Genomic DNA, 24,093 nt, shown 5'->3' with positions numbered 1-24,093 from the left:
TCTTCTCCCCGAGGGTCGGTGCGGCCCCGGCCCGGGCGGGTCATCCGTGCTCTCCCCCCACGCGGGAGGAGCGGCCGGCGTAAGGCCCCGGCCCGGGTGGGTCATCCCCGCGAAGGGAAGCGGCTTCCCCCGCGGATCGGCGCGGCCTCGCCCGGGACCGATCGTCCACAGGCCCGGGACGTCTCGTCCACGGGGCCGGGTTATCCACAGGTTGCGGATCGGGCTTTCGCCGGCCGGGCGGATCGGCGATGGTCAAAGGGTGCCCCTCCCCCTGCCCCGGAGGCCCCATGGACGCCGTGCCCCTCATCGCCACCGCCGACACCGACCTGCTCGACGACCTGCTGCGGCTGTCGGCCGCGGCCTCGGTCCGGGTCAACACCGCCGACACCGTCGACCGCGCGCTGCTGTCCTGGCCGCGTTCGCCGCTGGTGGTGCTGGGCGCCGACCTCTACCCCGAACTGCGCGCCGGGGAGCGGCCACCGCACGCCCGGTTCGTCGTGGTGGACCGCGGCACCCACGGTCCCCGGTACGGCCCGGGTCCCGGGCGGCAGGGGCCGACGGGCGCGAGCACCGCCATGCTGCTGCCCCGCGACGAGGACCTGCTGACCGGGCTGATCGCCGCGAGCGGGCAGCCCGGGAGGCGGGCGCCGACCGTGGCCGTGATGGGCGGGCGCGGCGGGGCCGGGGCGAGCCTGCTCGCCGTCGCCCTGGCGCTGGCCGGGGCGCGGGGCGGGCACGGCACCGCGCTGCTGGACGCCGACCCGCTGGGGTGCGGCCCCGACATCCTGCTCGGGTGCGAGCGCGACCCGGTGGACGGTCGGCTCGGCTGGGACGACCTGGCGGACCGGCGCGGCCGGCTGCGCTGGTCGGACGTGGCGGCGCGGCTGCCCGGACCCGCCGGGATCTCGGTGCTCACCTGGGTGCACGGGCCGGACGCGCGCCGGGGCCCGCTGCCGGTGGCCGCCGCCCGGGCGATGCTGGATTCGGCGCGGCAGGGGTGCGACCTGGTCGTCGTCGACCTGCCGCGGTCGTTCGGGGCCGCGGTCACGGCGTTCCTCAACCGGTCCGACCTGGTGCTGCTGGTGGTGCCCGCGCAGGTGGCCGCCGTGGTGGCGGCGTCGGCGATGGTGCCGCGGCTGCGCGCGGAGTCCCGGGAGGTGCGCGCCGTGGTGCGGGGGGCGTCGGGCGGGCTGACCGCCGACGTGGTGGCCCGGGGGTTGGGGCTGGCGCTGGGGGCGGACCTGCCGCCGGAGCCGGGGCTGGAGCGGGCGCTGACCGCCGGGCTGCGGCCCGCGGACCATCCGCGTTCGCCGCTGGCCGGGTTCGCCGACCGGCTCGTCGCCGAACTGACGGGGGTGCCGCGGTGAGCGCGCTGACCGAGCGGGCGCTGCGGCGGCCGTCGGTGACCGGTTCCACCCTGCTGCGGGACGGTCCGTTGCGAGAAGGTCCGCCGCCGCGGCGCACCGGCGGCTCCGCCGGGTCCGACCTGGTGGAGGCGGTGCGCAACCGGCTGGTGGCCTCGGGGGTGGTGGTCAGCCCCGGCAACGTGGCGGCGGCGCTGCGGGCCGAGGGCGGGGTGCTGGGCGATGCCGAGGTGCTGTCGCTGACCCGGCGGCTGGCCGCGGACCTGGCCGGGGCCGGGCCGTTGGAAGAGCTGATGACCTCCGGGGTCACCGATGTGCTGGTCAACGGGCCGGACGAGGTGTGGGTGGACGACGGCGGCGGGCTGCGCCGGGTGGCGGTGCGGTTCGAGTCGGCGGAGGCGGTGCGGCGGCTGGCCCAGCGGCTCGCCGCACAGGCCGGGCGGCGGCTGGACGCGGCGGTCCCCTATGTGGACGCGCGCCTCCCCAACGGGGCCCGGCTGCACGCGGTGCTGCCGCCGATCTGCCCCACCGGGGCGTGCCTGTCACTGCGGATGCCACCGCGCCGGGTGTTCACCCTGGAGCGGCTGGTGGACTGCGGGACCCTCACCCCGCGCGGGGCGGCGCTGCTGCGGGCGGTGGTGGTCTCGCGGGCGGCGTTCCTGGTGAGCGGCGGCACGGGCACGGGCAAGACGACCCTGTTGTCGACGCTGCTGTCCCTGGTGGACCCGGGCGAGCGGATCGTGCTGGCCGAGGACTCCCCCGAGTTGCGACCCGACCATCCGCACGTGGTGCGCCTACAGACGCGCCCCGCCAACATCGAGGGCAGCGGCGAGGTGACCCTGGAGGTGCTGGTCCGCCAGGCGCTGCGGATGCGCCCGGACCGGCTGGTGGTGGGCGAGGCGCGAGGACCCGAGATCGTGTCCCTGCTGGGTGCGCTCAACACCGGCCACGAGGGCGGCGCGGGGACCCTCCACGCCAACGGCGCGGGGGACGTGCCGGCCCGGGTGGAGGCGCTGGGCTGCGCCGCCGGGATCGGACGGGAGGCCGTGCACAGCCAGCTGGCGGCCACCGGGGTGCTGGTGGTGCACCTGGTGCGGGACGCCGGTGCCCGGCGGCTGGCGGAGGTGCGGGTGCTGGACCACGACCGCCAGGGACTGGTGCACACGGTGCCAGCGGTGTCGTTCACCGCCGACGGCGCCCAGCGCGAGCACCCGGGGATCGACGCGCTCACCGCCCGCATCGGCGAGGGCTGGCGCCGGTGAACACACACAGGAGGGCGGCGGCCTCCGCCGGGCCGGTGCCCGAAGGCGGTGAGGCGGCCGACGCCATGGGGGAAACCCGGGTCCCTGGGGCGGAGGCATGGGTGGACAGGACATGTGAACGGCGAGGGTCCCTGGGGGCGGGGCGTGGTCGGACAGGCACGGGGGTCGTCACGTGATCGGGCTGTGGGTGTGCGCGGTAGGGCTGGTGCTGCTGGGGGCGCTGGTCGACGCCGGGACGGGGCGGATCGGGTGGGTGGTGCCGCGCGGGCCGACCCCGTGGAAAGCACTGGAACGCCTGCGGGCGGTGCGCCGGGAGGCGGCGCTGGGCCGGGAGAAACGGCGCGGGGTCATCACCCTGTGCCGGGTGCTGGCCGCCGAACTCAGGGCCGGGCGACCACCCGAGGACGCGCTGGGCGCGGCGCTCGCCGAGGCCGGGCCGGAGGTGGCGCGGGCGGTCGGTGACGGATTCGGCACCCGGGCCCCCGTCCGGGCCGCCGAAGCCGACCCGGACCTGCGCGCCCTCGCCTACCTGGCCGTGTGCTGGGAGGTGGCCTCGGACACCGGCGCCGGGCTGGCCGATGTGGTGGCCGCCCTCGCCGCCGAACTCACCGCCCAGGAAGAGGTGCGGGCCGAGATCGCGGCGCGCACCGGCGGCCCGAAGACCACGGCGATCGTGCTCGGTGCGCTCCCCGTGGTGGCGTTGCTCCTGTCGGCGGGTCTGGGCGGCTCGCCCCTGGTGTTCCTGTTCACCACCCCGCTGGGCCTGCTCTGCCTGATGCTCGGGGTGCTGCTGAACCTCACCGGCCTGTGGTGGATCTCCCGCCTGGTCCGCGCCGCCGTCGACCGTGGCGACTAGGCCGCGCCGTGGTGCCGCCCGCGACCGGCCGGGCGGCCGATCGGCCGGGCGGCCGCCGCGCGGGGTATCCGGCCCCGCCGTGGAACGCCGCCGGTCGACCGCATCCAGGTTCGTGCTCTGCGTTCCGGAGCGTGGTGTTCCAGGGCGTGGTGGCGGGCCACCTCTCGGCACAGGCGCCGGCCGAAGGCATCCACCGGCCGCCCCGGCCCGTGCTCTGCGGTCCACGTCGCCGCGGCGAGCGGTCCCTCTGCTGTAAGGCAGACCGAAAACGTTCACCGACCGCTCCGCGGGGACTTGTGCGGTGCGGGGGTGTCAGGGATTCAGGAGGGAGAACATGTTCACCGTCATCGCCGTGGTGTGCGGGGTTCTCGGGGTGTGGGTCGCGATGGGCGGCGGCCCTGGGGCGCGGTTGCGGCCTCCGAAGGCGCCGAGGGCGCCCGTCCCCGGCCGGGCGCTGGTGCTGTCGGCGGCCGCGGCGGGTGCGGTGGCGGTGGCCGGGGCCCTCTTCGGGCCGCTCGGCGCGGTGGTCGCCGCGGTCGCCGGCGCCGGGTGGTGGATGCGTGTCCGCAGGAGAGGCGACGAGGAGCGGATCGGGCTCACCGGAGACGTGCCGGTGGTGATCGGGCTCATCGCCGCCGGGATGCGGGCCGGGGCGCCGTTGGTGTCCTGCCTGGCGGCCGTGGCGCGGGCCGCCCCCGGCAGGCTCGGGGCGGAGCTGGCGTCGGTGGCCCATCGGCTGCGCCTGGGCGCCGACCCGGTGGCGGCCTGGGCGGAGTCGGCCGGCACGCTGCCGGAGCCACTGGTGGCGGCCGGGCGCGACCTGGCCCGTGCCGCCGACACCGGAGCCCCCGTGGCCGACCTGCTCGACCGGCACGTCGCGGACCTGCACCGGGAGCTGCGCTCCCAGGCGGCGGCGCGGGTCGAGCGCCTGGGTGTGCTCGTGGTGATGCCGCTGGCGCTGTGTTTTCTGCCGTCGTTCCTGCTGGTGGGGGTGGTCCCGATGGTGGTGGACCTGCTGTCACACGCGCTGGGAGGGTGACCCCCGGGTTCCCGCGACCGGGGATTACCGGTCGTGCGGACGGCGGTGCGGGAACACGGATCGCGGCCGGGTTCTCCGGGAGGCCGGTCTCAGGCCTCGTCCTCGCTCAGGCCGTCGATGATGTCGTCCAGGACCAGGGAGCGGTCGCGCAGGGGCATCAGCCGCAGCTCCTTGAGCGCGGACAGGGTGTTCACCAGCGTGCCGCGCGACCCCTCGACCGTGCACAGGCGCATGCAGTGCTGGGTGGGCGGGCGCCAGAAGTCGCGCTCGTCCACCGGGGCCAGGCGGTACACCGTCGCCGGGTAGCGCGGCGTGCGCCCCGGCGCACGCCACTGCTGGACCCGGGCGAGCACGAAGCCGCTGATGAGCGAGTCGAACACACCCTCCTGGTCGAGGTCGCCCAGGGCCTCCCGATCGCCCTCGGCCCGGCATTCGGCGCACCCCGCCAACTCCGCCCGCAGCAGCCACCGCGCCCGGGCATGACCCACCTCGGTGTTCTTGAGTTTGCTCGGGTGTCGGTGTCCCATACATCGGAGGGTACGGCCGTTGCGGCCTCGACGTGTCCGACCTGCGGCGACCGGGGCACGAACGGGCCGCCGCAGCCCGAACGCGAGTACCCGCCCGCGCCCGGGCCACAGACCTGCGGCCGGACCCCGGGCGCGGCCGAGCCCTCACCCCGTTGCGCGCCCGGGCGGCCCCCGCCGCCGGGCAGGCGCGGAACGTGTCACCAGGGATCGTCGCGGTCCCCTCCCGCTCGGCGGCGGCCCAGGTAGGGCTCCGGGAAGCGGGGCCAGCCCACGGTGAGGCGCAGGGCGAGCGCGGCCACGCCGAGCAGGGCCAGGAGCACGGTGGAGGCGTTGCCGACGACCCGGGCGACGGTCGCGGCCGGGGCCGGTGTGGTGGAGACGTGGTGCACCACCTGGACGGTGCCGGGCTCGGCGTCCGGCCGGCCGCTCCACTCCGCCTCGCTCGGCTCGGCGGTCGGCTCCGGGCCGCCGCTGGGGACCACCGCGGGGACGGAGGTCGGCTCCGCCGCCGGGACCTCCCCACCGGAGGCCGCCCGGACGGGCTCCTCCCCGCCGGAGACCGGCCGGACCGGCGCCGAGGCCTCCGAGGCCGTTCCCGCCTCCGGCCCGTCGTCGGCCGCCGGGGAGCCGCCCGTGCCCCGGATCGCCACCGCCCCCGGAAGCGGAAGGGCCACGACGCCGTCCACGGCCGTCAGGTCCCGCAGAGACACGTCCCCGTCCGCGATGGGACGCAGGAGCGACACGGTTCCGTCCACCACGACCACATGCTGGAGCAGCACCCCGTCCGCCGAACCCGGGAGCGGGCGTGGGACGGCACCGTCAGCGGTGGCCGGGTGCCGCAGCACACCGTCCGCGGCGGCCGGGAACGACATCGCGCCGTCGGCGGTGGCCGGGTGCCCGGGCAGGGCGGCGTCCGCGGCGGTCGGGAACGGCATCGCGCCGTAGGCGGCGGACCGCGGCAGCAGCGGGGCGCCGTACGCGGCGACCGGGAACGGCAGCACGGCGCCCCTTACTGCGAGCCCCGGCGACAGCGTGGCGCCGTCAGCGGTGGCCGAGTGCCCAGGCAACGCGCCATCCGCGGCGGCCGTGAGCGGGAGCGGTACCGCGCCGTCGGCGGCGGCCGCGTCCCCGGACAGAGCGCCATCCGCGGCGACCGCGTCCCCGGACAAAGCGCCGTCGGCGGCGGACCGCGGCAGCAGCGGGGCGCCGTACGCGGTGACCGAGTACTCGGGCAGGGCGGTGTCGGCGGGGTGCGGGTGGGTCGTGACGGCGTGTGGGGTCTGGTCGGTGGGGAGCGGCTGGGCGGCGCGGGGGTCGCCCGGGGCCCAGGAGCGCTCGGGGGTCGCCGCAATGGGCGGCGGGCACAGGGGCGAGGGGGCGGCGCTCAGGAGCAGGGCGCACATCAGGGCGGGCACGGTCATGGTGCTTCCTCCGGAAGGGCTCCGTGGATCGGTCCGGCGCGTGAGCGCGCGCCGACGGACAGGTCGAGAACGGAGGGGACGGCGACCACCACCTCGGCGGTGTGGCCGGTGATCTCGCAGGTGTCGAGGGAGGCCCCGTTGGCCTCGGCGGTGAGGCGGGCCCGCTCGCAGGCGGTGTCCTGCCCGTGGACGGCGACGGACGCCGCCGCGAGGGCGGCGAGGTCCGCCGCCGTGCCGGCGCGGTCCCGGTCGAACCGGGCGGTCGCCGCCAGGACGGCCGCCGCGGCGACCGTCCACAGCAGGGCCGCCATGGCGACCCAGTGGACGGCGGCCGCGCCGGTGTCCGGGGCAGGGTCGGCAGAGCTGTTGTCAGGACCGTGCCCGGTTCTGGGACGACGGTCGGCCTTGGATCGAGGGTCGGGTCGGTCAGCCGTTCCCGGGTGGGACTCCGCCCCGGGCCCGGGGCGGGTAGGGGCCCGGGAGGCCGGGCCGGGGGTCATGGCGGGGTTCCGGGTTCGAGGAGGACCGCGGCGGAGCCGCTCACCTCCACGGTGTGGAGGTGGACGCGGCCGAAGCGGACGCGGGTGGTGACGGTGACGCGCGCCGTCCCGCCGTCCCGGCCCAGGTCGATGCGGGCACCGTCCGGGGCGGCGGCGCGGGCCAGGTGCCGGGCCTGTGCCTCGCTCTCGCCCCGGGCCAGGGACCGGGCGGCCACGCGTGCGGCGTCGGCGCAGGCGAGCCGGGCGTCGGCGGCGGTGACGGCGCCGACGGCCAGTGCCAGGACGAGGAGGAGGGCGGGCAGGGTGAGCGCGAACTCGACGGTGACGGCACCGCGGTCAGAAGCCGTTGCCGAGCGCATTGATGACGATCCCGGTGAAGGCGTCGTTGACGGCCTGGCTCTTGGCGATCGCGTACATGATCCCGGCGAAGGCCGCCGCGGTGAGGATGCACAAGGCGTACTCCGTGGTGGTGATGCCGCGGTCACCCTCAGCGACGCGGGGACGCGGCGTGAGGGTGGGCGGACGGTGGGTGAGGGTGGCAAGGCATGCCGGAGAGAACACGGAACCTCCCTGGTAGGAGGGCGACAGGGGTGTCGCCCTGATTTCCAGGGTGCGCGGCGCCGGGGTACGGCGGAAGGGCTTTCCCCAGCCTGTGGATAACTTTCTCCCGGCCCGCGATGATGGCGCCATGACCGCCGCCGACCTCCACGCCCGCCTGCGTCTGATCGACGCCGACCTGGCCCGCCCCTACGCCCCGGGGCGGCCGCCGCCCTCCGGCGGCGCGGACTTCCACCTGGTGCTCCTGGCCGCGAGCCGGGACTTCTGGGACGACCGCTCGGACACAACGGTCGAGCCAGCCCTGGACGCGGTCGAGGCCGACCTGGCGGAGGTCGCGGCCGCCCTCACCGAGCGCTGGGGCGCCCCCGCGGCCGTCGACCCGCGCCCCTACGCGGACGCCGCGGCGGAGGGCGCAGAGCTCCCGTCCGCGTTCGGCCACCTGTACACGGCGGTCGGCGCCGTGCGGGTGTGGTGTCCCCCGGGGACCGGCCGCTGGGTGGCGCTGGCCATCGTCCAGGACGACGCGGAGCTCCCGTTCCTCCTGTACGCGGCGGTGGGCGACGTCCCCTTCCCGGAGCCCCCGGACCCGCCGGACCGCACACCCCGCCTCGCCGCGCGCCCCCGCCCGCTCCCGGGCCTGTGAGCGCCGCCGCGGGTCTCCTGCGGACACCTCAGTCGGCGCCCAGCACCTCGTCCAGCATCCGCAGGGCGCCCGACTTGCTCAGCGGCTCGTTGCCGTTGCCGCACTTGGGCGACTGAATGCACGACGGGCACCCCTCCTCGCAGGCGCAGTCGGCGATGGCCGCGCGGGTCGCGGTGAGCCACTCCCGGGCGGCCGAGAACCCGCGTTCCGCGAACCCGGCGCCGCCCTCGTGCCCGTCGTAGACGAACACCTCCACCCGGCCGGTGGCCGTGGACACCCCGCCGATGTCCCAGCGGTCGCAGGTGGCCAGCAGCGGCAGCATGCCGATCGCCGCGTGCTCGGCGGCGTGGGCGGCGCCGAGCAGCCCGACCTCCTCCTTGCGCAGGCGCTCCTCGGCGTCGGCCGGCAGCGTCCACCACACGGCGCGGGTGCGCAGGGTGCGCTCGGGCAGGTCCAGGGGCTGCTCGCCGAGGACCGCCCCGGTGCGCACGTCCCTCTTGAGGTAGCCGACCACCTGCCGGACCACCTCCACCTCACCGAAGCGCAGCACCGCCCCGCTGTCCCACTCCTCCTCGCGGATGACCGACCGGACGGTGATGTCGGTGGTGTCGCGCGCCCAGGTGCTGTACGGCGGTTCGGCCGGCTGCACGAGGGCCACCCCCTCGTCGAGGTCCAGGTCCTGGACGAGGTAGGTGTCGCCCTGGTGGAGGTACACCGCGCCGGGGTGAACGGTGCCGTGGGCGGCCGCCTCGTCGATCTCGCCGAGCAGGCCGCCGGTCGATATGTCGACGATCTGCACGGGCGACCCGCCGGAACCCCGAATATCGGCGAGGTCACTTGCCCTTTCATTGCTCGTCCAGAACCACCCCCTCGGACGCTTCCTGAGGAATTTCCGGTGAACGAGTTCGTCGAGCCGCTCCCGGGTGGTGGGGCCGAAGAGCGAGAAGTCGTCCTCCGTGACCGGGAACTCCTGGGCGGCCGCGCACAGGTGCGGACCGAGGATGTGCGGGTTTTCCGGATCCAGGACGGCCGTCTCTACGGACTGGCCGAAAATCGCCTCCGGGTGGTGCACCAGGTAGGTGTCCAGCGGGTCGTCCCGGGCCACGAACACGGCCAGTGCCGCGTCGTCCCCGCGCCCGGCGCGCCCCGCCTGCTGCCACAGGGAGGCCCGGGTGCCGGGCCACCCGGCGATGATCACCGCGTCCAGACCCGTGATGTCCACCCCCAGTTCCAGGGCGTTGGTACTGGCCAGCCCGAGGATCTCCCCGGTGCGCAGCGCCTCCTCCAGCCGCCGCCGCTCGGCGGGCAGGAAACCGCCGCGGTAGGCGGCCACCCGGCGGGCCAGGTCGGGCTCCAGCAGGCGCTGGGCGGTGAGCGCCACCAGCTCGGCGCCCTGCCTCGACCGCACGAACACGAGCGTGCGCACACCCTCCCTGACCAGCTCCGCGAGCAGTTCGGCGGCGTGTGAGGGCGCGGTCCGGCGCACGGGTGCGCCGTGCTCGCCGGTCAGGTCGGTGAACTCGGGTTCCACCAGCGCCACCGACATCCCCGGCCGCGGCGACCCGTCCTCGGTGACGGCGGTGACCGGAATCCCGGTGAGCCGGGTGGCGCTCTCCCCGGGGCTCCCGGAGGTCGCCGAGGCCAGCACGAACACCGGCTCGGACCGGTGCCGGGCGCACACCCTCCGGAGCCTGCGCAGGATCTGCGCGACGTGCGATCCGAACACCCCGCGGTACAGGTGGGCCTCGTCCACGATCACGTAGCGCAACCGCCGCAGGAAGCGCCGCCAGGCCTCGTGCCGGGGCAGCATCCCGTGGTGGAGCATGTCCGGATTGGTGAGCACGTAGTTGCCGTGCTCCCGCACCCAGGTGCGTTCCTCGGGCGGGGTGTCGCCGTCGTAGACGGCCGCGCGCAGGCCGGGCAGGCGCAGATCCTCGATGGTGCGGAGCTGGTCCCGGGACAGCGCTTTGGTCGGCGAGAGATACAGAACGGTTCCGCCCGCGTCAACCGCCTCCACCGCGGGCATAAGGAAGGCAAGTGACTTTCCCGAGGCGGTACCCGTGGCTATGATCACATCACGGCCCGAGCGTGCGAGGTCGGCGGCGGCCACCTGGTGGGACCACGGCCCCGTGATCCCCCGATCGGCCAGCCGTTCGACCAGGAGGGCCGGGGTCCAGTCAGGCCACCGTCCGCTCACCCCGTCGTGTCGGGCCACGTGTTCGACGTGGGTCACCTGCGGGTACCGGGTATCGTCACGCCACACACCGGGAAGCACGGGCTCCGGTCGCGTCATCCGAGACCCCTCCTCACTGGGCGGACATTGGTTTCAGTGTGTCATCTGGGGGAACGGTCGCGCGGTGTCACGGTTTTTCCGTGCATCACGGGAGGGCCGGCACGCCACCCGTGGTTGAATGCGTGCTGGTGGGGTAACGCCCGGCAGAGATCATCGGCGCTGGAGGACTAGTGGACTTGAAGCTTGATCATTACACCGAGGGCGACACCGAGATCGTCGTCGTTGAGGGTGAGATCGACGTCTATACCGCACCCCGGCTCCGCGAGCTGCTGATCGACCTGGTCAACAAGGGCAACTTCCACCTCGTGGTCAACATGGAGAAGGTGGAGTTCCTGGACTCGACGGGTCTGGGCGTGCTCGTGGGCGGCCTCAAGCGCGTGCGCGCGCACGACGGCACCCTGGACCTGGTGTGCACCCAGGAGCGCATTCTCAAGATCTTCCGGATCACCGGACTGACCAAGGTCTTCGGTATCCACAACACCGTGCAGGAAGCCATCGACAAGCGTTCCGCGAAGTAGTACAGAGCGAGCGATGGCGACCATCACGCTCACGATCAGTGCGCTTCCGGCCCACGTGCGCACGGCCCGGCTCATGGCCGCGACCGTGGCCCGGCGGGCGGGCATTGCCGCTTCCACCATCGACGAGATCCGGTTGGCGGTCGGTGAGGCGTGCTCCAGGGCTGTGGCGGCGCACAAGCTGCACTGCCCGACGCAGCCGATCCTGCTCCAGCTGATCGACGACGGCGGGCCTGATCCGGTGTCGGACCCCCGTGCCGACACCGCGAGCCGTATCCTGCGCGCCAACGGGAGCGCGACCCGACGTTTCGAGGTGGTCGTCTCCGACCGGGCCCCGGCCACGGAGGTCCCGGAACCGGCCGACCACACCGAACCCCTCCTCGACGGACTCTTCCTCGACGGTGAGGACACTCCTCCCGGCGGGATCTCGGGGTTCTCCCCCGGGCTGGGCCTGGCGGTCATCACCGGCCTGGCCGACGAGGTCAAGATCGACCCCGGTGAGCACGGGACCATCGTGCGCATGAGCTGGCCGATCACCCCGGACCCGAGCTCCAACTAGGGTTTTCCGGACACTGCAACGACGAGGGCGCCTCCCCGCCGCGGGGAGGCGCCCTCCGTCGTTCACCGGCGCCCTGGCCGTCCGGCGCGCCCTTGTCTCGTTCACCGGACCCTGGTCGTCCAGCGCACCCATACCTCGTCCAGCGCGCCCCTGCCTCGTTCACCGGGCCTTGCCTCGTTCACCGGGCCTTGTGTCCTTCACCGGGGCCTGTGCCGTGCACCGGGCCCCTCGGTGGTCGGACCACCGAGGGGCACCCTTCGTCAGTCGCAGGTCTGGGACGACACCTCGGCGGTGGCGGTGAGCCCCCGCTCGGCGTTGGCCGAGATCTCGTCGTAGGTGAGCACGTACCCCGTCTCCGGCTCGTTGGTGGCGGCGGCGAACACCACCCCGTAGACCGTGCCGTCGGGGGCCAGCAGCGGCCCGCCGGAGTTGCCCGGCCGCACCACGGCGCGCACCTGGTAGATCTCCCGGCTCACCTGCTGGGAGTGGTAGAAGTCGGGGCCCTGCGCGGTCTGGCGGGCCCGCACCCGGGCCGGGACCGCGGTGAACCCGCTGTTGCGCGGGAACCCGGCGACGACGGCGTCGCCGCCCTGGGGCGCGTCGGGGGTGAACGCCAGCGGGGTCAGCTCCAGGTCGGGCACGTGCAGCACGGCCAGGTCCTGCTGGGCGTCGAACAGCACCAGGGTGGCCTCCAGCTGGTGCCCCTCCCGGGTGACCACCCGCAGTTCGTCGGTGACCCCGGCGACCACGTGGGCGTTGGTCATGACCCGGCCGTCGGAGTACACGAACCCGGTGCCCTCGACCCGCCGCTGGCAGGACGGGGCGGTGCCCAGCACCTTGACGACGCTGCGGCTGGCCTCGATCAGCTCGGGCGTGGTGAGCACGTCGGGGTCGGGCGGCTCGACCTCGGCCAGTTCCCCGGTGCCCAGGCCGCTGAACACCTGGGGGAAGGCGCTCTGGTCGACCACCCGGCGGAACGTGGAGAAGCCGCTGTGCGCCGACTCCGGCATGAACGTGTCGACGGACTGCAGGATGCGGGAGCCGCGCACCTGTTCGGCGACGAACGGCAGCGCCGAGTTGGCGACCGTGCTGCCGATGAACCACGCCACCAGCAGCACCGACAGCCCGCTGACGACGGCGCCGCCCATGGCGTCGACGACCCGGGCCGAGTCCCAGGTGACCCTGTTGCGGACCATCGTGCCCAGGTAGGAGAGCAGGAACTGGCCCAGGGCGGCGGACAGGAACACCACGGCGATGGCCACCAGGGCCTGCCGGCCGGGGTCGTCCACCCACCGCTGGATGTACTCCGGGCAGGTCAGCGCGGCGAGCACACCGCCGCCGATGAACCCCGCGAAGCTGAAGACACCGACGATGAAACCCTGTCGGTACCCGGTCACCGCGAACAGCAGCAACAGGACGATCAGGATCACGTCGAGCACATTGCCCTCCAAAGGTGAGCGCTACCCACGGGAGCGAGGTGAGCGGGGTTCGGCCTCAGCCGACGGGGCGCAGTCCGTTCGGCGTCGCCTCGAACACATCGGTGAGACCCTCCCGGCGCCAGGGAAGTTCCCAGCCGCCCAGAACGAGCAGGTGGTCGACGATGGCACCGGTGAACCCCCACACGAGCATGCCGTCCACCCGGAACCCGGGACCCCAGCGGGTGCCGTCGCCGTAGCGCACCATGACGCGGTTGTCGGGTTCGACGAGGTCGGCGACGGGGACGCGGGAGACGGCGGCGACCTCGCCCAGGTCGGTGGGGCGCACCTCACTGGGGTCGCGCCACCAGCCCAGGACGGGTGCGACCCGGAAGTCGCTGAAGCTGAGGTAGAGCTCGGGGAGGCGGCCGACGACGTCCACCCCGTCGGGCAGCAGGCCGGTCTCCTCGGCGGCCTCGCGCAGGGCTGCGGCCTCGGGGGAGGGGTCGGTGGGTTCGATGCGGCCGCCGGGGAACGCGGGCTGCCCGGCGTGCCTGCGCAGCCCCGCGTTGCGCTGGATGAACAGCAGGTCGGGGCCCTGGGGCCCGTCACCGAAGAGGATGAGGACCGCGGACTCGCGGCCGCCGGCCCGCGGCGGCCGCATCTGCGGGGGCACGGTCATGCCGGACGCCGCGTCGGCGAGCGAGGCGAGCCAGGACGGCGTCGGGTTCATGGTCGGCACCTGCCTTCGGGGCGGGGTCGGGGTCGGCGGGGCACCGCGGGCCGTCGGCGCCGCCGCGGCCCGTCCCTCCCCTGGATCGTCACGTGATGGGACCCCGGCAGGGTGGTTCTGGCGGTGTCGACGCTCACACCATCAGAGTACAAAGCACGACACCTGTTCCTGACAGGTGCGCACATCCCTGTGGACGGGCCCGTGCGGCGCCCCGCCCCGGTCGGGCGAGGGGCGGCGCAGGTCAGGCGAAGGAGCGCATGCGCAGCAGCTTGGCGGCGGTCTCGGGGTCGGTGGGGCCCTCTCCGAAGGAGGGGCACCAGTGCGCGACCACGCAGGCCCCGCAGGCGGGCCTGCGGGCGTGGCAGACGCGGCGGCCGTGCCAGACGACGCGGTGGGAGAGCATCGTCCAGTCCTTGCGCGGGAAGAGCTCGCCGATGGCGTGCTCGACCTTGACCGGGTCCTCCTCGTCGGTCCACCCGAACCTGCGGACGAGGCGCCCGAAGTGGGTGTCCACGGTGATTCCGGGCACACCGAAGGCGTTACCGAGCAGTACGTTTGCGGTTTTCCGCCCTACACCGGGTAGTTTGACCAGGTCGGCGAGGTTCCCCGGAACCTCGCCTCCGTGGTGTTCGCACAAGGCCTGCCCGAGTCCGATGAGGCTGTTCGCCTTGGCGCGGAAGAAGCCGAGAGGTCGGATGATCCCCTCAAGTTCGTCCCGGTCGGCGGAGGCGTAGGCCTCGGCGTCGGGGTAGCGCGCGAACAGGGTCGGAGTGGTCTGGTTGACCCTCTTGTCCGTGCACTGCGCGGACAGGATCGTGGCGACCAGCAGCTCCAGCGGGGTCGTGAAGTTCAGCTCGGCGTGGGCGTCCGGATAGAGCTCGGCGAGCTCCCGGTACATCCTGCGGGCTCGGCGGACCAGCGCGAGGCGGCTCTCACCGGTGGGGGTGCGCACGGGGACGTTCGCGTTCGGTGTGTCACGGGGCATCGTCACAGGGTAGGGGGCCGTGGGGAGGCCGCGCTCGGAACCGCCGATCGGGCACCCGCCCGCCGCGGCGGGGTCGGACCTCGGGATTATGTAACCAATGTCCCGCTGGCACGGCGCGGACATCCCTGCTACAAGCCGATCACGACTAAGATCGCAGGGGCTGACGCCGGCCAATCGTGGGCGCGTGGTCTCTCGGCGGACAAGCCGCGGTAACGACCCGGTTTCACACCCGGGTGCGATATACGTCACACTGTTGGCGGTCAGGTTTTAGGAGGACGTGTGGTGGACGACATCAACGAGGTGCTGCGCAAGGCCCCCTTGTTCGAGACCCTGGACGAGGAGGACACCGCGGCACTGCGCTCTTCGATCAGCGAAGTGCGCCTGGGACGGGGACAGACCCTGTTCAACGAGGGTGACGAGGGCGACCGCCTGTACGTCATCCTCAACGGGAAGGTGAAGCTGACCCGCACGGCCGTGGACGGCCGCGAGAACCTGCTCGGGGTGCTCGGCCCCGGCGAGATGTTCGGTGAGCTGTCGCTGTTCGACCCGCGCCCGCGCACCGCGAGCGCCGTCGCGGTGACCGACTCCGTCCTGGCCGGGCTGGGCCACGACGACCTGCGCCCGTTCCTGTCGAGCCGCCCCCAGGTCTCGCTCCAGCTGCTCAAGTCCCTGGCCGAGCGCCTGCGCCGGACCAACGACGTGATGGCCGACCTGGTCTTCACCGACGTCCCCGGCCGCGTGGCCAAGGCCCTGCTCGAACTCGCCGAGAAGTTCGGCAAGGAGGGCGACGACGGCCTGCACGTCCACCACGACCTCACCCAGGAGGAGCTGGCCCAGCTGGTCGGCGCCTCCCGCGAGACGGTCAACAAGGCCCTGGCCGAGTTCGCCCTGCGCGGCTGGCTGCGGATCGAGGCCAAGGCCGTGGTCCTGCTGGACGTCGAGCGCATGCGCCGCCGCGCCCGCTAGTCGGACCCGAGGTCGCAGAACGCCGTACCGGCGACGCCCGGCCCCGCACCGCGGGAGCCCCGGCGGGCTCCGGCCCGCGTCGAATCCCCTCCCGGGAATCGCGCGGACCGGAGCCCGTCGCCGTTTTCAGGCCCGGGTCCGCCGAGTCCGGGACCGGGACCGGGCTCGCGCGCAGGCGGGTGTCAGGGGCGCGGGACCGGGACCGCGCAGACGGGTGGCGGGTTCCCGGGCCCGAGTCCGAGTCCGGGTCCGGGACCAGGCTCGCGCGCGGACGTGTGTCAGGCCTCGACGCCGTCGGGGAGGCTGCCGTTGAGGGACAGATAGCGCAGCTGGGCGCGGACCGACGACATCGCCGCGAAGCGGATCTGCTCGGTGATGTCCGGGTACACCCGGTCGACGATCTCCTCCACCCGCACCGCGCCGGAGTTCACGGCGTCCAGCACCTGGGCGAGCCGGGACTCGCGGTGGTCGATGTAGGAGTCCAGCACCGCGGCCGGGGTGGTGAGGATCGGCCCGTGGCCGGGCAGCAGGGTGCGGACCTGGTACTCGCGGACCAGGTCGCGCAGCCGGTACAGAGACTCCATGTAGGGGCCCAGGCCGTCGTCGCCGTCGATGACGGTGGTGCCGTGCCCCAGGATCGTGTCCCCGGTGAGGATCGCCCCGTCCGCCTCCAGGTACAGGCAGATGGAGTCGTCGGTGTGCCCGGGGGTGGACAGCACCCGCAGGCGCAGCCCGTCGGCCTCCAGCAGCTCGCCGTCGACCAGGCCGCGGCCGCCCACCCGCATCTCGGGGTCGACCGCGTGCACCGGGGCGCCGGTCAGCTCGGAGAAGTACCGGGCGCCCTCGGAGTGGTCCGGGTGCCGGTGGGTGAGGACCGCCATGAGCACCTGGGCGCCCTGCTCCTGCACCGTGCGCGCGACCCGCTCCAGGTGCCGTTCGTCGTGCGGCCCCGGGTCGACCACCACGACCCCGCGGGAGCCGGGCTCGCGCAGGATCCAGGTGTTGGTCCCCTCCAGGGTCATCGGACCGGGGTTGGGGCACAGGACACAGCCGGCGCGCAACGTGCCGGAACCGTCGATCCTCATCGCACCTCACTCACTCGGGAAGGGGGTAGTCGATCCCGTCGGGGACGAAGACACGGAGCCGGCCGTCGACCTCGCGCACTTCGGGCTCAATGGGGACGATATCCCGTTTCACGTGCCTCACCTCGTCCAGGGTGCCGCACTCGGCCACCTGTCCGCAGGTGACCAGGGTCGGCGGGAGCATCGGCATCCGCCCCCGCTCCCACTCCCCGCGCACCAGCGCCGGGTCGATCCACCGGGTCAGGTCGGCCTCGCCGCCGACGTCCCGGGAGGCCTGCCCGGTCGGCAGCTCGGCGGCGAAGAACCAGGTGTCGAAGCGGCGCCTCTCCGAGGCCGGGGTGATCCACCGCGACCAGGCGCGCAGCCACTCCGAGCGCAGCACCAGGCCGCGGCGGGACAGCACCTCGGTGAAGGAGCGGGAGCGGTCGATCAGCCCCAGCCGGTCCCGCTCCCACTCCTGCGACGTCGTGTCCAGGACGAGGTCGTCGCTCCCGGGCTCCCCGGCCAGGAGCACCCCGGTCTCCTCGAAGGTCTCGCGGACCGCGGCACAGACCAGGGCCCTGGCCCGGGGGACGTCGACGCCGAGCACGTCCGCCCACTCCCGCGGGGACGGTCCGGTCCAGGGCAGGTCGCCGGACTCGTCGCGCACGTCCACCCCGCCGCCGGGGAAGACGTAGGCGCCGGGCGCGAACCCCATGGAGCGGACCCTGCGCATGAGCAGGACCTCCATGCCCGCGCCCGCCGGGCGCAGCAGCACCACCGTGGCGGCCGGGCGGGGCACCACCGCACCGCCCTGACCTGAACCGCTCGACATCGGCTTCTCCTCGCTCAGACGACCTCGACGATCATGTCAACCTCGACCGGCGAGTCCAGCGGCAGGGCCGCGACACCGACCGCGGCCCGGGCGTGCACGCCCGCGTCGCCGAACACGGCGGCGAGCAGGTCGCTGGCCCCGTTGATGACCCCGGGGTGCCCGGTGAAGTCGGGCGCGCTGGCCACGAACCCGCCCACCTTGACGATGCGCACGACGTTGGACAGCTCACCGACCTCGGCGCGCACGGCCGCGATCGCGTTGAGGGCGCACAGCGCCGCCAGCTCCTTGGCGTCCTCCGGGGAGACCTCGGCGCCGACCTTGCCTGTGGCGGGCAGCCTGCCCTCCACGAACGGCAGCTGGCCGGACACGTACACGTGGGAGCCGCTGCGGACCGCCGGAACGTAGGAGGCGACCGGGGCCGCCACCTCGGGCAGGGTCAGTCCGAGCTCGGCGATGCGGGCTTCGGGGGTGGCCATGTCTAGAGTTCCCGCTTCATGTAGGCGACGTACTGCTGGTTGCGCGGGTCGGTGCCCTCGGGCAGCGGCGCGGGGACGACGGAGACCAACTCCCAGCCGTCGGCGCCCCAGTTGTCGAGGATCTGCTTGGTGGCGTGCGACAGCAGCGCCACCGTCTGGTACTCCCACTTGCTCAAGGTGACTACCCCCTGTGCGGTGCGCCCGGCGGGTCCGGGCACGTCGACGCCGCCACATTACTCACCCGGGCGGCCCACCGCGTGCGAGGAGGACACCCGCATAGACTCCGTGGAGTGAGCGAGCGTGAGGACCGAGCGCGGTACCCCGATCCCGCCCGGGCGTGTGCGGGCGTCCGGTTGCACATCGTCACCGGCAAGGGGGGCACCGGCAAGACGACGGTGGCGGCGGCACTGGCCCGGGCTCTGGCGGCCGACGGCGGGCGGGTGCTGCTGGTGGAGGTCGAGGGGCGGCAGGGCATCGCCACCCTGTTCGGAACCCCGCCGCTGCCCTACGAGGAGCGCGAGATCGACGCGGTGCCCGGCGGCGGCCGGGTGTTCGCGCTGGCCGCGGACGCCGAGGCGGCGCTCATGGAGTACCTGGAGCTGTTCTACGGCATGCGCCGGGCCGGGCAGGCCCTCAGCCGGCTGGGCGCCGTCGACTTCGCCACCACCATCGCCCCGGGCCTGCGGGACGTGCTGCTCACCGGCAAGGCCACCGAGGCGGTGCGCCGCCGGGAGGGCGGGCGGCGCCGCGCGGAGGGCCCCTTCCACTACGACGCGGTGGTCATGGACGCGCCGCCCACCGGGCGCATCGGCCGGTTCCTCACCGTGAACTCCGAGGTGGCCGGGCTGGCCCGGGTGGGCCCGATCCGCAACCACGCCGACAAGGTGATGGAGGTGATCCGCTCCGGCCGGACGCGGGTGCACTTCGTGTCGCTGCTGGAGGAGATGCCCGCCCAGGAGACCCGGGACGGCATCGCCGAGATCGCCGGGCTCGGCCTGGACGTGGGCATGGTCGTGGTGAACATGGTGCGTCCGCCGGTGCTGCCGCGGGATTCGCTGGCGGCCGCGGCCGCCGGGGAGGTCGACCTGGAGGAGCTGACCTCCGGGCTCAAGGCCGCCGGGCTGGACGACCCCGGGGAGCTGGCGGCGTCGCTGGCCGGGGAGGTGGGGGCGCACGCCCGGCGGGTACTGCTGGAGCAGAGGATGCGCGAGGAGCTGGCGGGCGCCGGGGCGCCGCTGCTGGAACTGCCCCTGCTGGAGGGCGGGGTGGACCGGGCGGCGCTGGACGGGCTGGCCCGCCGCATGGCCGAACAGGGGGTGCGCCGGTGAGCGTCGGACACCGGGACGGCGACGGGCGTTCAGAGGGTGCCGGACGGCTGGGCGGTGCCGGGCGGCCGGACGACGGCGGACGACCGGACGGTGCCGGACGGCTGGGCGGTGTCGGGCAGCCCGGCGGCACCTGGCAACCGGACGGCACCTGGCAACCGGACGGCACCGGACGCCTGGACGTGGACGCGCTGCTGGACGACCCCGGGACGCGGATCGTGGTGTGCTGCGGGGCGGGCGGGGTCGGCAAGACCACGACCGCCGCCGCCCTGGGGCTGCGGGCCGCCGAACGCGGCAGGCACGCCGTGGTGATCACCGTGGACCCGGCCCGGCGGCTGGCCCAGTCGATGGGGCTGGAGTCGCTGGACAACACCCCGAGCCCGGTACCGCTGCCGGAGGGCACCCCCGGGACCATGCACGCGATGATGCTCGACATGAAGCGGACCTTCGACGAGGTCGTCGAGGAGCACGCCGACCCGGAGCGGGCCCGGCAGATCCTGGCCAACCCCTTCTACAAGACCCTCTCCACGAGCTTCTCCGGCACGCAGGAGTACATGGCGATGGAGAAGCTGGGGCAGCTGCGCCAGTCCGGGGAGTGGGACCTGATCGTGGTGGACACCCCGCCCAGCCGCTCCGCGCTGGACTTCCTGGACGCGCCCAAGCGGCTCGGGAGGTTCCTGGACGGGCGGCTGGTGAAGTTCCTGAGCGCGCCCGCGCCCAGCGGGGCGTTCAAGCTGCTGGGGGCCGGTATGGGGCTGGTCACCTCGGTGCTGGGCAAGATCCTGGGGGCACAGCTGCTGAACGACCTGCGGGCGTTCGTGGCGGCGTTCGACACGGTGTTCGGCGGGTTCCAGGAGCGCGCGGAGCGCACCTACAAGCTGTTGCAGGCGCCGGGGACGGCGTTCGTGGTGGTGGCGGTGCCGGACACGGACGCGCTGCGCGAGGCGTCGTACTTCATGCGGCGGCTGGCCACGGACGCGATGCCGCTGGCGGGGCTGGTGGTCAACCGGACGCACCCGCTGCCGGCGGGGGCGGGGGCGCGGCTGGACGCTGATGCGGCGACGGCGGCCGCGGAGTCGCTGGAGGCGGCGGGGACGCACCCGGGGGCGTCGGCGGCGCTGCGGCTGCACGCCGAGCTGGTGCGCACCCACCGGCGCGAGCGGGGGCTCCAGGAGCGGACCACGGCCGCCCACCCGGGGGTGGCGGTGGCGGAGGTGCCCGCCCTGCCCGAGGACGTCCACGACCTGGACGGGCTGCGCGGGATCGGGGAGGCGCTGGCCCGCGGGGCGTAGCGGCCGCGGGCCCGCGGTGGCGGGAGGCCGCGGGTGGGCCGCGGAGGGCTCGGCGGGGCCGGGGACACCGGCCGGTTCAGAGGTGATCGGCTGGGCGGGAGCCGCGGCGGCAGGACGGGAGCGGTGTCGGCAGGGCTGAAGCGGACACCGGACCGGGAGCGGTCGGCGGACCGGAGAGCGGTCGGCGGAGCGGTGAGCGAAGGCGGCCGGGGCCGCCCGGGGTCAGGAGGGGGTGGCGGCGGTGGTGGCCGCCACCGCGGCGTCGGCGAAGCGGACCAGGTCGCGAACGAGGTCCTCCTCACCCTCGCGGCAGGCCAGCTCCAGGACCGGGGCCCAGTCGGTGACCTGCGGGTGCCTGCGCAGCAGCGCCCGGCGCTCGCGTTCGGTCATCCCGCCCCACACCCCGAACTCCACCCGGCTGTCCAACGCGTCCACCAGGCATTCGGTGCGTACAGGGCAATCCCGGCAGATGAGCTTGGCGCGGTTCTGGGCCGCGCCCTGGACGAACAGTGCGTCGGGGTCGACCCTGCGGCAGCGTGCCCGGGTCGTCCACTGGTGAATCCACATGTGCGCTGTACCCCCGTGGGTGGGCCGTGACCGCGGGGAGCCCGGGTATCCGTGTGCTCCGAGCGGGCGCCGGGAAAGGGTAGGCTCCGGCTGACGAGTGGGATGGACGAACGCCCGCCCCGCTGTGCAAAAAGTTACGGACTTCGGGGCCGTCGCGACAGAACCCACTCGACCCACTTTCCATCTCACCGAATATGGTCCGCTCGGGCCATTGCGCGGCTGCTGCGAGCCCTCCCGCCGCGATGACCCCGGGCTCCCTGTGCGACCGAACCGTAGGGCGCAGGGGCTGCGATAACACGTGAAAAGATGGTTTGGGGGGCAGGGCCCGCGCGGTGCTGCGGGCGTTTCGCTACGTCCGAGCACCATCCGTTCCACAGCGCACCTCTCCGCGCTCATGTGGTCACTTAGTCTGATGGGGTGGGTCAGGGGACATTGCTTCAGAGAATCAGCCAACTTGTCGTCGTCAGTGCCATTGCGGGGCTTCTGGTCGCCGCGCTGACACTGCCCGCCGTCGGCGGTGTGGGCATCACTGCCCGCAACATCGCCGCCGGGTTCCTCGACATGCCGAGCAATCTAGAGACGCCGCCTCCCCCGCAGCGTTCCACCATCTATGACGCCGAGGGCGGCGTCATCGCCGAGATCTTCGACCAGAACCGCGAGCTCGTCCCCCTTGAGGACGTCTCCCCGGTCATGGTCGACGCCATCCTCGCCATCGAGGACGCCCGCTTCTACGAGCACGGCGGCCTCGACGTCGCGGGCACCCTGCGTGCCGCCCTGCGCACCCTGGGCGGCGACACCCAGGGCGCGTCGTCGATCACCCAGCAGTACGTCAAGAACGTCCAGATCGAGGCCGCCACCTCCCAGGACGAGCTGGACGAGGCCCGCGAGGAGACGATCGCCCGCAAGATCCGGGAGCTGCGATACGCCATCGCCCTGGAGAAGCGGATGACCAAGGACGAGATCCTTGAGGGCTACCTGAACATCGCCTACTTCAGCGACGGCGCCTACGGCGTCGAGTCGGCCGCCCAGCACTACTTCGACGTCCCCGCCAGCGAGCTGGAGCTGCACCAGGCGGCGACCATCGCTGGCCTGGTCCGCTACCCCTACCTCTACAACCCCCGGTTCTTCCCCGAGCAGACCGTCGAGCGCCGCAACGTCGTCCTCGACCGCATGGTCGCCTCCGGCGCCATCACCGAGGCCGAGGCCGCGGAGGCCAAGGAGGAGCCGCTGGAGGTGGACCTGGACACCCCGCCCAACGGGTGCGTCCCCAGCGACCAGCCGTTCTTCTGTGACTACGTGGTCCAGGAGATCGAGAAGGACGAGCGGTTCGGCCCCAACGAGACCGAGCGGGCGCGCTGGCTGCGCACCGCGGGCCTGGAGATCCACACCACCCTGCAGCCGCAGGTGCAGGAGGCCTCGCAGACGGCCGTCGACAAGTACGTGCCGCGCGAGAACGAGTCCCGCAAGGTGTCCGCCCAGGTGATCATCGAGCCGGGGACCGGACAGATCCTCGGCATGGCCCAGGGGCGCAACTACGGCCCCGACGAGAGCAAGCTCGGCGAGACCTCCATCAACTTCGCCACCGACGCCGACCGGGGCGGCAGCACCGGGTTCCAGGCCGGGTCGACGTTCAAGGCGATCACGCTGGCGGCGGCGCTGGAGGAGGGGATGCCGTTCAGCACGGCGTTCAACTCCCCGACCAAGGTGTCCGTCTCCGGGCAGCGCAGCTGCAACGGCGGGTACCTGGCGACGTGGGAGCCCAGCAACGCCGGCGACACGGCCTCGGGCACCACGCACAACATGGTGTCGGGCACCAAGGCGTCGTCCAACACCTACTTCGCGCAGCTACAGGCCAAGGTCGGCATCTGCGACGTGATGGAGATGGCCGAGAAGCTGGGCCTTAAGCGGGCCGACGGCAGCCTGTTCACCGAGAACGAGAACTCGCTCGCCAACAGCAGCTTCACGCTGGGCAGCGAGGAGGTGTCCCCGCTGCGGGTCGCCAACGCCTACGCGACCTTCGCCTCCGGCGGTGTGTACTGCGAGCCGCAGGCCATCACCACGATCGAGGACAAGCAGGCCGGGTCCACGATCGAGATCGAGCCGGAGTGCGATCGGGTCCTGGACGAGGACGTCGCCGACGGGGTGAGCTACCTGCTGTCGCAGACGTTCAACGGCGGTACCGCCAGTTCCCTGGGCATCGGGCGTCCGGCGGCCGGCAAGACCGGCACCACGGACGGCTCCGCGGCGGCCTGGTTCGCCGGGTTCACGCCGCAGATGGCGTCCGCGGTGTTCGTCGCCGACCCGCGCGGCCCGCAGCAGTACCCGCTGCGCAACGTCACCATCGGCGACCGCTACTACCCGGTGGTGTACGGGGCGACGATCTCGGGGCGGATCTGGCAGGAGAGCTTCCAGGCGGCCCACCAGGGCCTGGAGGTCGAGCAGCTGGCCTCCGCGCCGGGCAGGTTCGGCTCCACCGCGGTGCCCCGGCCGCCCTCGCCCACACCCGACGACGACCCCAGCCCGGCGTCCGACGACGGGGGTGTGCCCAACGTGATCGGGCAGACCGAGGCGAACGCGGTGGCGACCCTGGAGGCGGCCGGGTACACGGTGAACGTGTCCGGCACCCGCCTGAACTCGTCGGAGCCGGAGGGCTCGGTGGCCGCGGTCAACCCCGACCCGGGCACGCGCCTGCCGCGGGGGGCCACGGTCAACGTGTTCCTGAGCCATGGCGGGGGGACCGCCGGCGGGAACGCGGACGAGGACGACGACGGGTGGTTCCGGGTCCGGCCGGCGCACACGCCGGCCACCCCGCGCGACTAGCGGGACGGGAACCCGGGACGCGAACCCGGGACGGGAAACCGGTACAGGAAACACGACGAGGGGGCCGCGGCGGATGCCGCG

The 24,093-nt window shown here is 73.9% G+C and carries 25 protein-coding genes; 11 read left to right on the top strand and 14 right to left on the bottom strand.

The features are described 5' to 3' along the window. Window positions 1–287 precede the first annotated feature (287 nt). The 4 genes from ssd (at window position 288) to ACJOT3_RS14555 (ending at window position 4,521) form a co-directional block, all read left to right on the top strand. On the top strand, window positions 288–1,367 hold the full coding sequence (gene ssd / locus ACJOT3_RS14570) for a septum site-determining protein Ssd (RefSeq protein ID WP_406972928.1): 1,080 nt from the start codon (window positions 288–290) through the stop codon (window positions 1,365–1,367). A 119-nt stretch (window positions 1,368–1,486) separates the two neighbouring features. Beyond that, entirely contained in the window at window positions 1,487–2,626 is a 1,140-nt protein-coding gene (locus tag ACJOT3_RS14565; RefSeq protein ID WP_406972932.1) for a TadA family conjugal transfer-associated ATPase, read from the top strand. A gap of 172 nt (window positions 2,627–2,798) precedes the next feature. Next, window positions 2,799–3,482: a type II secretion system F family protein gene (locus ACJOT3_RS14560; protein ID WP_406972926.1), complete on the top strand. Its 684-nt coding sequence runs from the start codon at window positions 2,799–2,801 to the stop codon at window positions 3,480–3,482. Between the two features lie 334 nt (window positions 3,483–3,816). Next, window positions 3,817–4,521, top strand: a complete 705-nt coding sequence (locus ACJOT3_RS14555) for a type II secretion system F family protein (protein WP_406972924.1) — start codon at window positions 3,817–3,819, stop codon at window positions 4,519–4,521. Between the two features lie 89 nt (window positions 4,522–4,610). Here ACJOT3_RS14555 and ACJOT3_RS14550 read toward each other — a convergent pair whose 3' ends face one another. From ACJOT3_RS14550 to ACJOT3_RS14530, 5 genes are all read right to left on the bottom strand, one after another. Then, complete coding sequence (locus tag ACJOT3_RS14550) at window positions 4,611–5,048, bottom strand: hypothetical protein (RefSeq protein ID WP_406972922.1); 438 nt, start codon at window positions 5,046–5,048, stop codon at window positions 4,611–4,613. Between the two features lie 197 nt (window positions 5,049–5,245). Then, the gene (locus ACJOT3_RS14545; RefSeq protein WP_406972920.1) at window positions 5,246–6,469 is read right to left on the bottom strand and encodes a hypothetical protein; all 1,224 of its coding nucleotides are present in this window, start codon (window positions 6,467–6,469) and stop codon (window positions 5,246–5,248) included. Then, entirely contained in the window at window positions 6,466–6,969 is a 504-nt protein-coding gene (locus ACJOT3_RS14540) for an Rv3654c family TadE-like protein (protein WP_406972918.1), read from the bottom strand. Before ACJOT3_RS14540 ends, ACJOT3_RS14545 begins: the two co-directional genes overlap by 4 nt. Further along, window positions 6,966–7,328 carry a TadE family type IV pilus minor pilin gene (locus tag ACJOT3_RS14535; protein ID WP_406972916.1) on the bottom strand — a complete coding sequence of 121 codons (363 nt, stop codon included), beginning with the start codon at window positions 7,326–7,328 and terminating at the stop codon, window positions 6,966–6,968. Before ACJOT3_RS14535 ends, ACJOT3_RS14540 begins: the two co-directional genes overlap by 4 nt. Further along, window positions 7,306–7,530 carry a DUF4244 domain-containing protein gene (locus ACJOT3_RS14530; protein WP_406972914.1) on the bottom strand — a complete coding sequence of 75 codons (225 nt, stop codon included), beginning with the start codon at window positions 7,528–7,530 and terminating at the stop codon, window positions 7,306–7,308. Before ACJOT3_RS14530 ends, ACJOT3_RS14535 begins: the two co-directional genes overlap by 23 nt. 127 nt (window positions 7,531–7,657) lie before the next feature. Between ACJOT3_RS14530 and ACJOT3_RS14525 the strand changes: the two genes are divergently transcribed. After that, complete coding sequence (locus ACJOT3_RS14525) at window positions 7,658–8,170, top strand: hypothetical protein (protein WP_406972912.1); 513 nt, start codon at window positions 7,658–7,660, stop codon at window positions 8,168–8,170. A 28-nt stretch (window positions 8,171–8,198) separates the two neighbouring features. Here ACJOT3_RS14525 and ACJOT3_RS14520 read toward each other — a convergent pair whose 3' ends face one another. Beyond that, window positions 8,199–10,463, bottom strand: coding sequence for a DEAD/DEAH box helicase (locus ACJOT3_RS14520; protein WP_406972910.1), 2,265 nt, complete (start codon window positions 10,461–10,463; stop codon window positions 8,199–8,201). Between the two features lie 170 nt (window positions 10,464–10,633). On the opposite strand from ACJOT3_RS14520, the gene ACJOT3_RS14515 reads away from it, so the two are divergent. Together ACJOT3_RS14515 and ACJOT3_RS14510 are read left to right on the top strand one after the other, a co-directional pair. Continuing rightward, the gene (locus tag ACJOT3_RS14515) at window positions 10,634–10,981 is read left to right on the top strand and encodes an STAS domain-containing protein (RefSeq protein WP_073381848.1); all 348 of its coding nucleotides are present in this window, start codon (window positions 10,634–10,636) and stop codon (window positions 10,979–10,981) included. Between the two features lie 13 nt (window positions 10,982–10,994). Further along, a complete protein-coding gene (locus ACJOT3_RS14510; RefSeq protein ID WP_406972908.1) occupies window positions 10,995–11,537 on the top strand; it encodes an ATP-binding protein in 543 nt (180 codons plus the stop codon). Window positions 11,538–11,797: 260 nt separating this feature from the next. Here the strand turns inward: ACJOT3_RS14510 and ACJOT3_RS14505 are convergent, their stop codons facing one another. The 3 genes from ACJOT3_RS14505 to nth form a co-directional block, all read right to left on the bottom strand. After that, window positions 11,798–12,976, bottom strand: coding sequence for a MarP family serine protease (locus ACJOT3_RS14505; protein ID WP_406972906.1), 1,179 nt, complete (start codon window positions 12,974–12,976; stop codon window positions 11,798–11,800). Between the two features lie 55 nt (window positions 12,977–13,031). Next, complete coding sequence (locus ACJOT3_RS14500) at window positions 13,032–13,685, bottom strand: NUDIX hydrolase (RefSeq protein ID WP_406972904.1); 654 nt, start codon at window positions 13,683–13,685, stop codon at window positions 13,032–13,034. A gap of 241 nt (window positions 13,686–13,926) precedes the next feature. After that, window positions 13,927–14,670 carry an endonuclease III gene (gene nth, locus ACJOT3_RS14495; RefSeq protein WP_406972902.1) on the bottom strand — a complete coding sequence of 248 codons (744 nt, stop codon included), beginning with the start codon at window positions 14,668–14,670 and terminating at the stop codon, window positions 13,927–13,929. A gap of 279 nt (window positions 14,671–14,949) precedes the next feature. On the opposite strand from nth, the gene ACJOT3_RS14490 reads away from it, so the two are divergent. Continuing rightward, window positions 14,950–15,636: a Crp/Fnr family transcriptional regulator gene (locus tag ACJOT3_RS14490; RefSeq protein ID WP_431652343.1), complete on the top strand. Its 687-nt coding sequence runs from the start codon at window positions 14,950–14,952 to the stop codon at window positions 15,634–15,636. Window positions 15,637–15,914: 278 nt separating this feature from the next. Here ACJOT3_RS14490 and ACJOT3_RS14485 read toward each other — a convergent pair whose 3' ends face one another. From ACJOT3_RS14485 to sp36, 4 genes are read right to left on the bottom strand one after another with little or no spacing between them, the layout of a single operon-like run. Then, a complete protein-coding gene (locus tag ACJOT3_RS14485) occupies window positions 15,915–16,721 on the bottom strand; it encodes an MBL fold metallo-hydrolase (RefSeq protein WP_406972900.1) in 807 nt (268 codons plus the stop codon). A 10-nt stretch (window positions 16,722–16,731) separates the two neighbouring features. Further along, window positions 16,732–17,532: an NUDIX hydrolase gene (locus ACJOT3_RS14480; RefSeq protein ID WP_406972898.1), complete on the bottom strand. Its 801-nt coding sequence runs from the start codon at window positions 17,530–17,532 to the stop codon at window positions 16,732–16,734. A gap of 14 nt (window positions 17,533–17,546) precedes the next feature. Then, window positions 17,547–18,008, bottom strand: a complete 462-nt coding sequence (locus tag ACJOT3_RS14475) for a RidA family protein (RefSeq protein WP_406972896.1) — start codon at window positions 18,006–18,008, stop codon at window positions 17,547–17,549. A 2-nt stretch (window positions 18,009–18,010) separates the two neighbouring features. Further along, entirely contained in the window at window positions 18,011–18,184 is a 174-nt protein-coding gene (gene sp36 / locus ACJOT3_RS14470; protein ID WP_013156298.1) for a Sp36 family protein, read from the bottom strand. A 114-nt stretch (window positions 18,185–18,298) separates the two neighbouring features. Between sp36 and bagA the strand changes: the two genes are divergently transcribed. Next, window positions 18,299–19,336 carry an ATPase BagA gene (gene bagA, locus ACJOT3_RS14465; protein ID WP_406972894.1) on the top strand — a complete coding sequence of 346 codons (1,038 nt, stop codon included), beginning with the start codon at window positions 18,299–18,301 and terminating at the stop codon, window positions 19,334–19,336. 173 nt (window positions 19,337–19,509) lie between these two features. Next, window positions 19,510–20,625: an ArsA family ATPase gene (gene bagB / locus ACJOT3_RS14460; protein WP_406972930.1), complete on the top strand. Its 1,116-nt coding sequence runs from the start codon at window positions 19,510–19,512 to the stop codon at window positions 20,623–20,625. Between the two features lie 222 nt (window positions 20,626–20,847). On the opposite strand, the gene ACJOT3_RS14455 is transcribed toward bagB, so the two are convergent. Continuing rightward, the gene (locus ACJOT3_RS14455; protein WP_406972892.1) at window positions 20,848–21,192 is read right to left on the bottom strand and encodes a WhiB family transcriptional regulator; all 345 of its coding nucleotides are present in this window, start codon (window positions 21,190–21,192) and stop codon (window positions 20,848–20,850) included. Between the two features lie 432 nt (window positions 21,193–21,624). Between ACJOT3_RS14455 and ACJOT3_RS14450 the strand changes: the two genes are divergently transcribed. Then, on the top strand, window positions 21,625–24,012 hold the full coding sequence (locus ACJOT3_RS14450) for a penicillin-binding protein (RefSeq protein ID WP_406972890.1): 2,388 nt from the start codon (window positions 21,625–21,627) through the stop codon (window positions 24,010–24,012). Window positions 24,013–24,093 lie beyond the last annotated feature (81 nt).

It is taken from the genome of Nocardiopsis protaetiae, from assembly GCF_045446735.1.
Lineage (GTDB): Bacteria > Actinomycetota > Actinomycetes > Streptosporangiales > Streptosporangiaceae > Nocardiopsis > Nocardiopsis protaetiae.
Note: the sequence above shows the minus strand (reverse complement) of the source record. Positions and strands in the feature narration are given on the sequence as shown.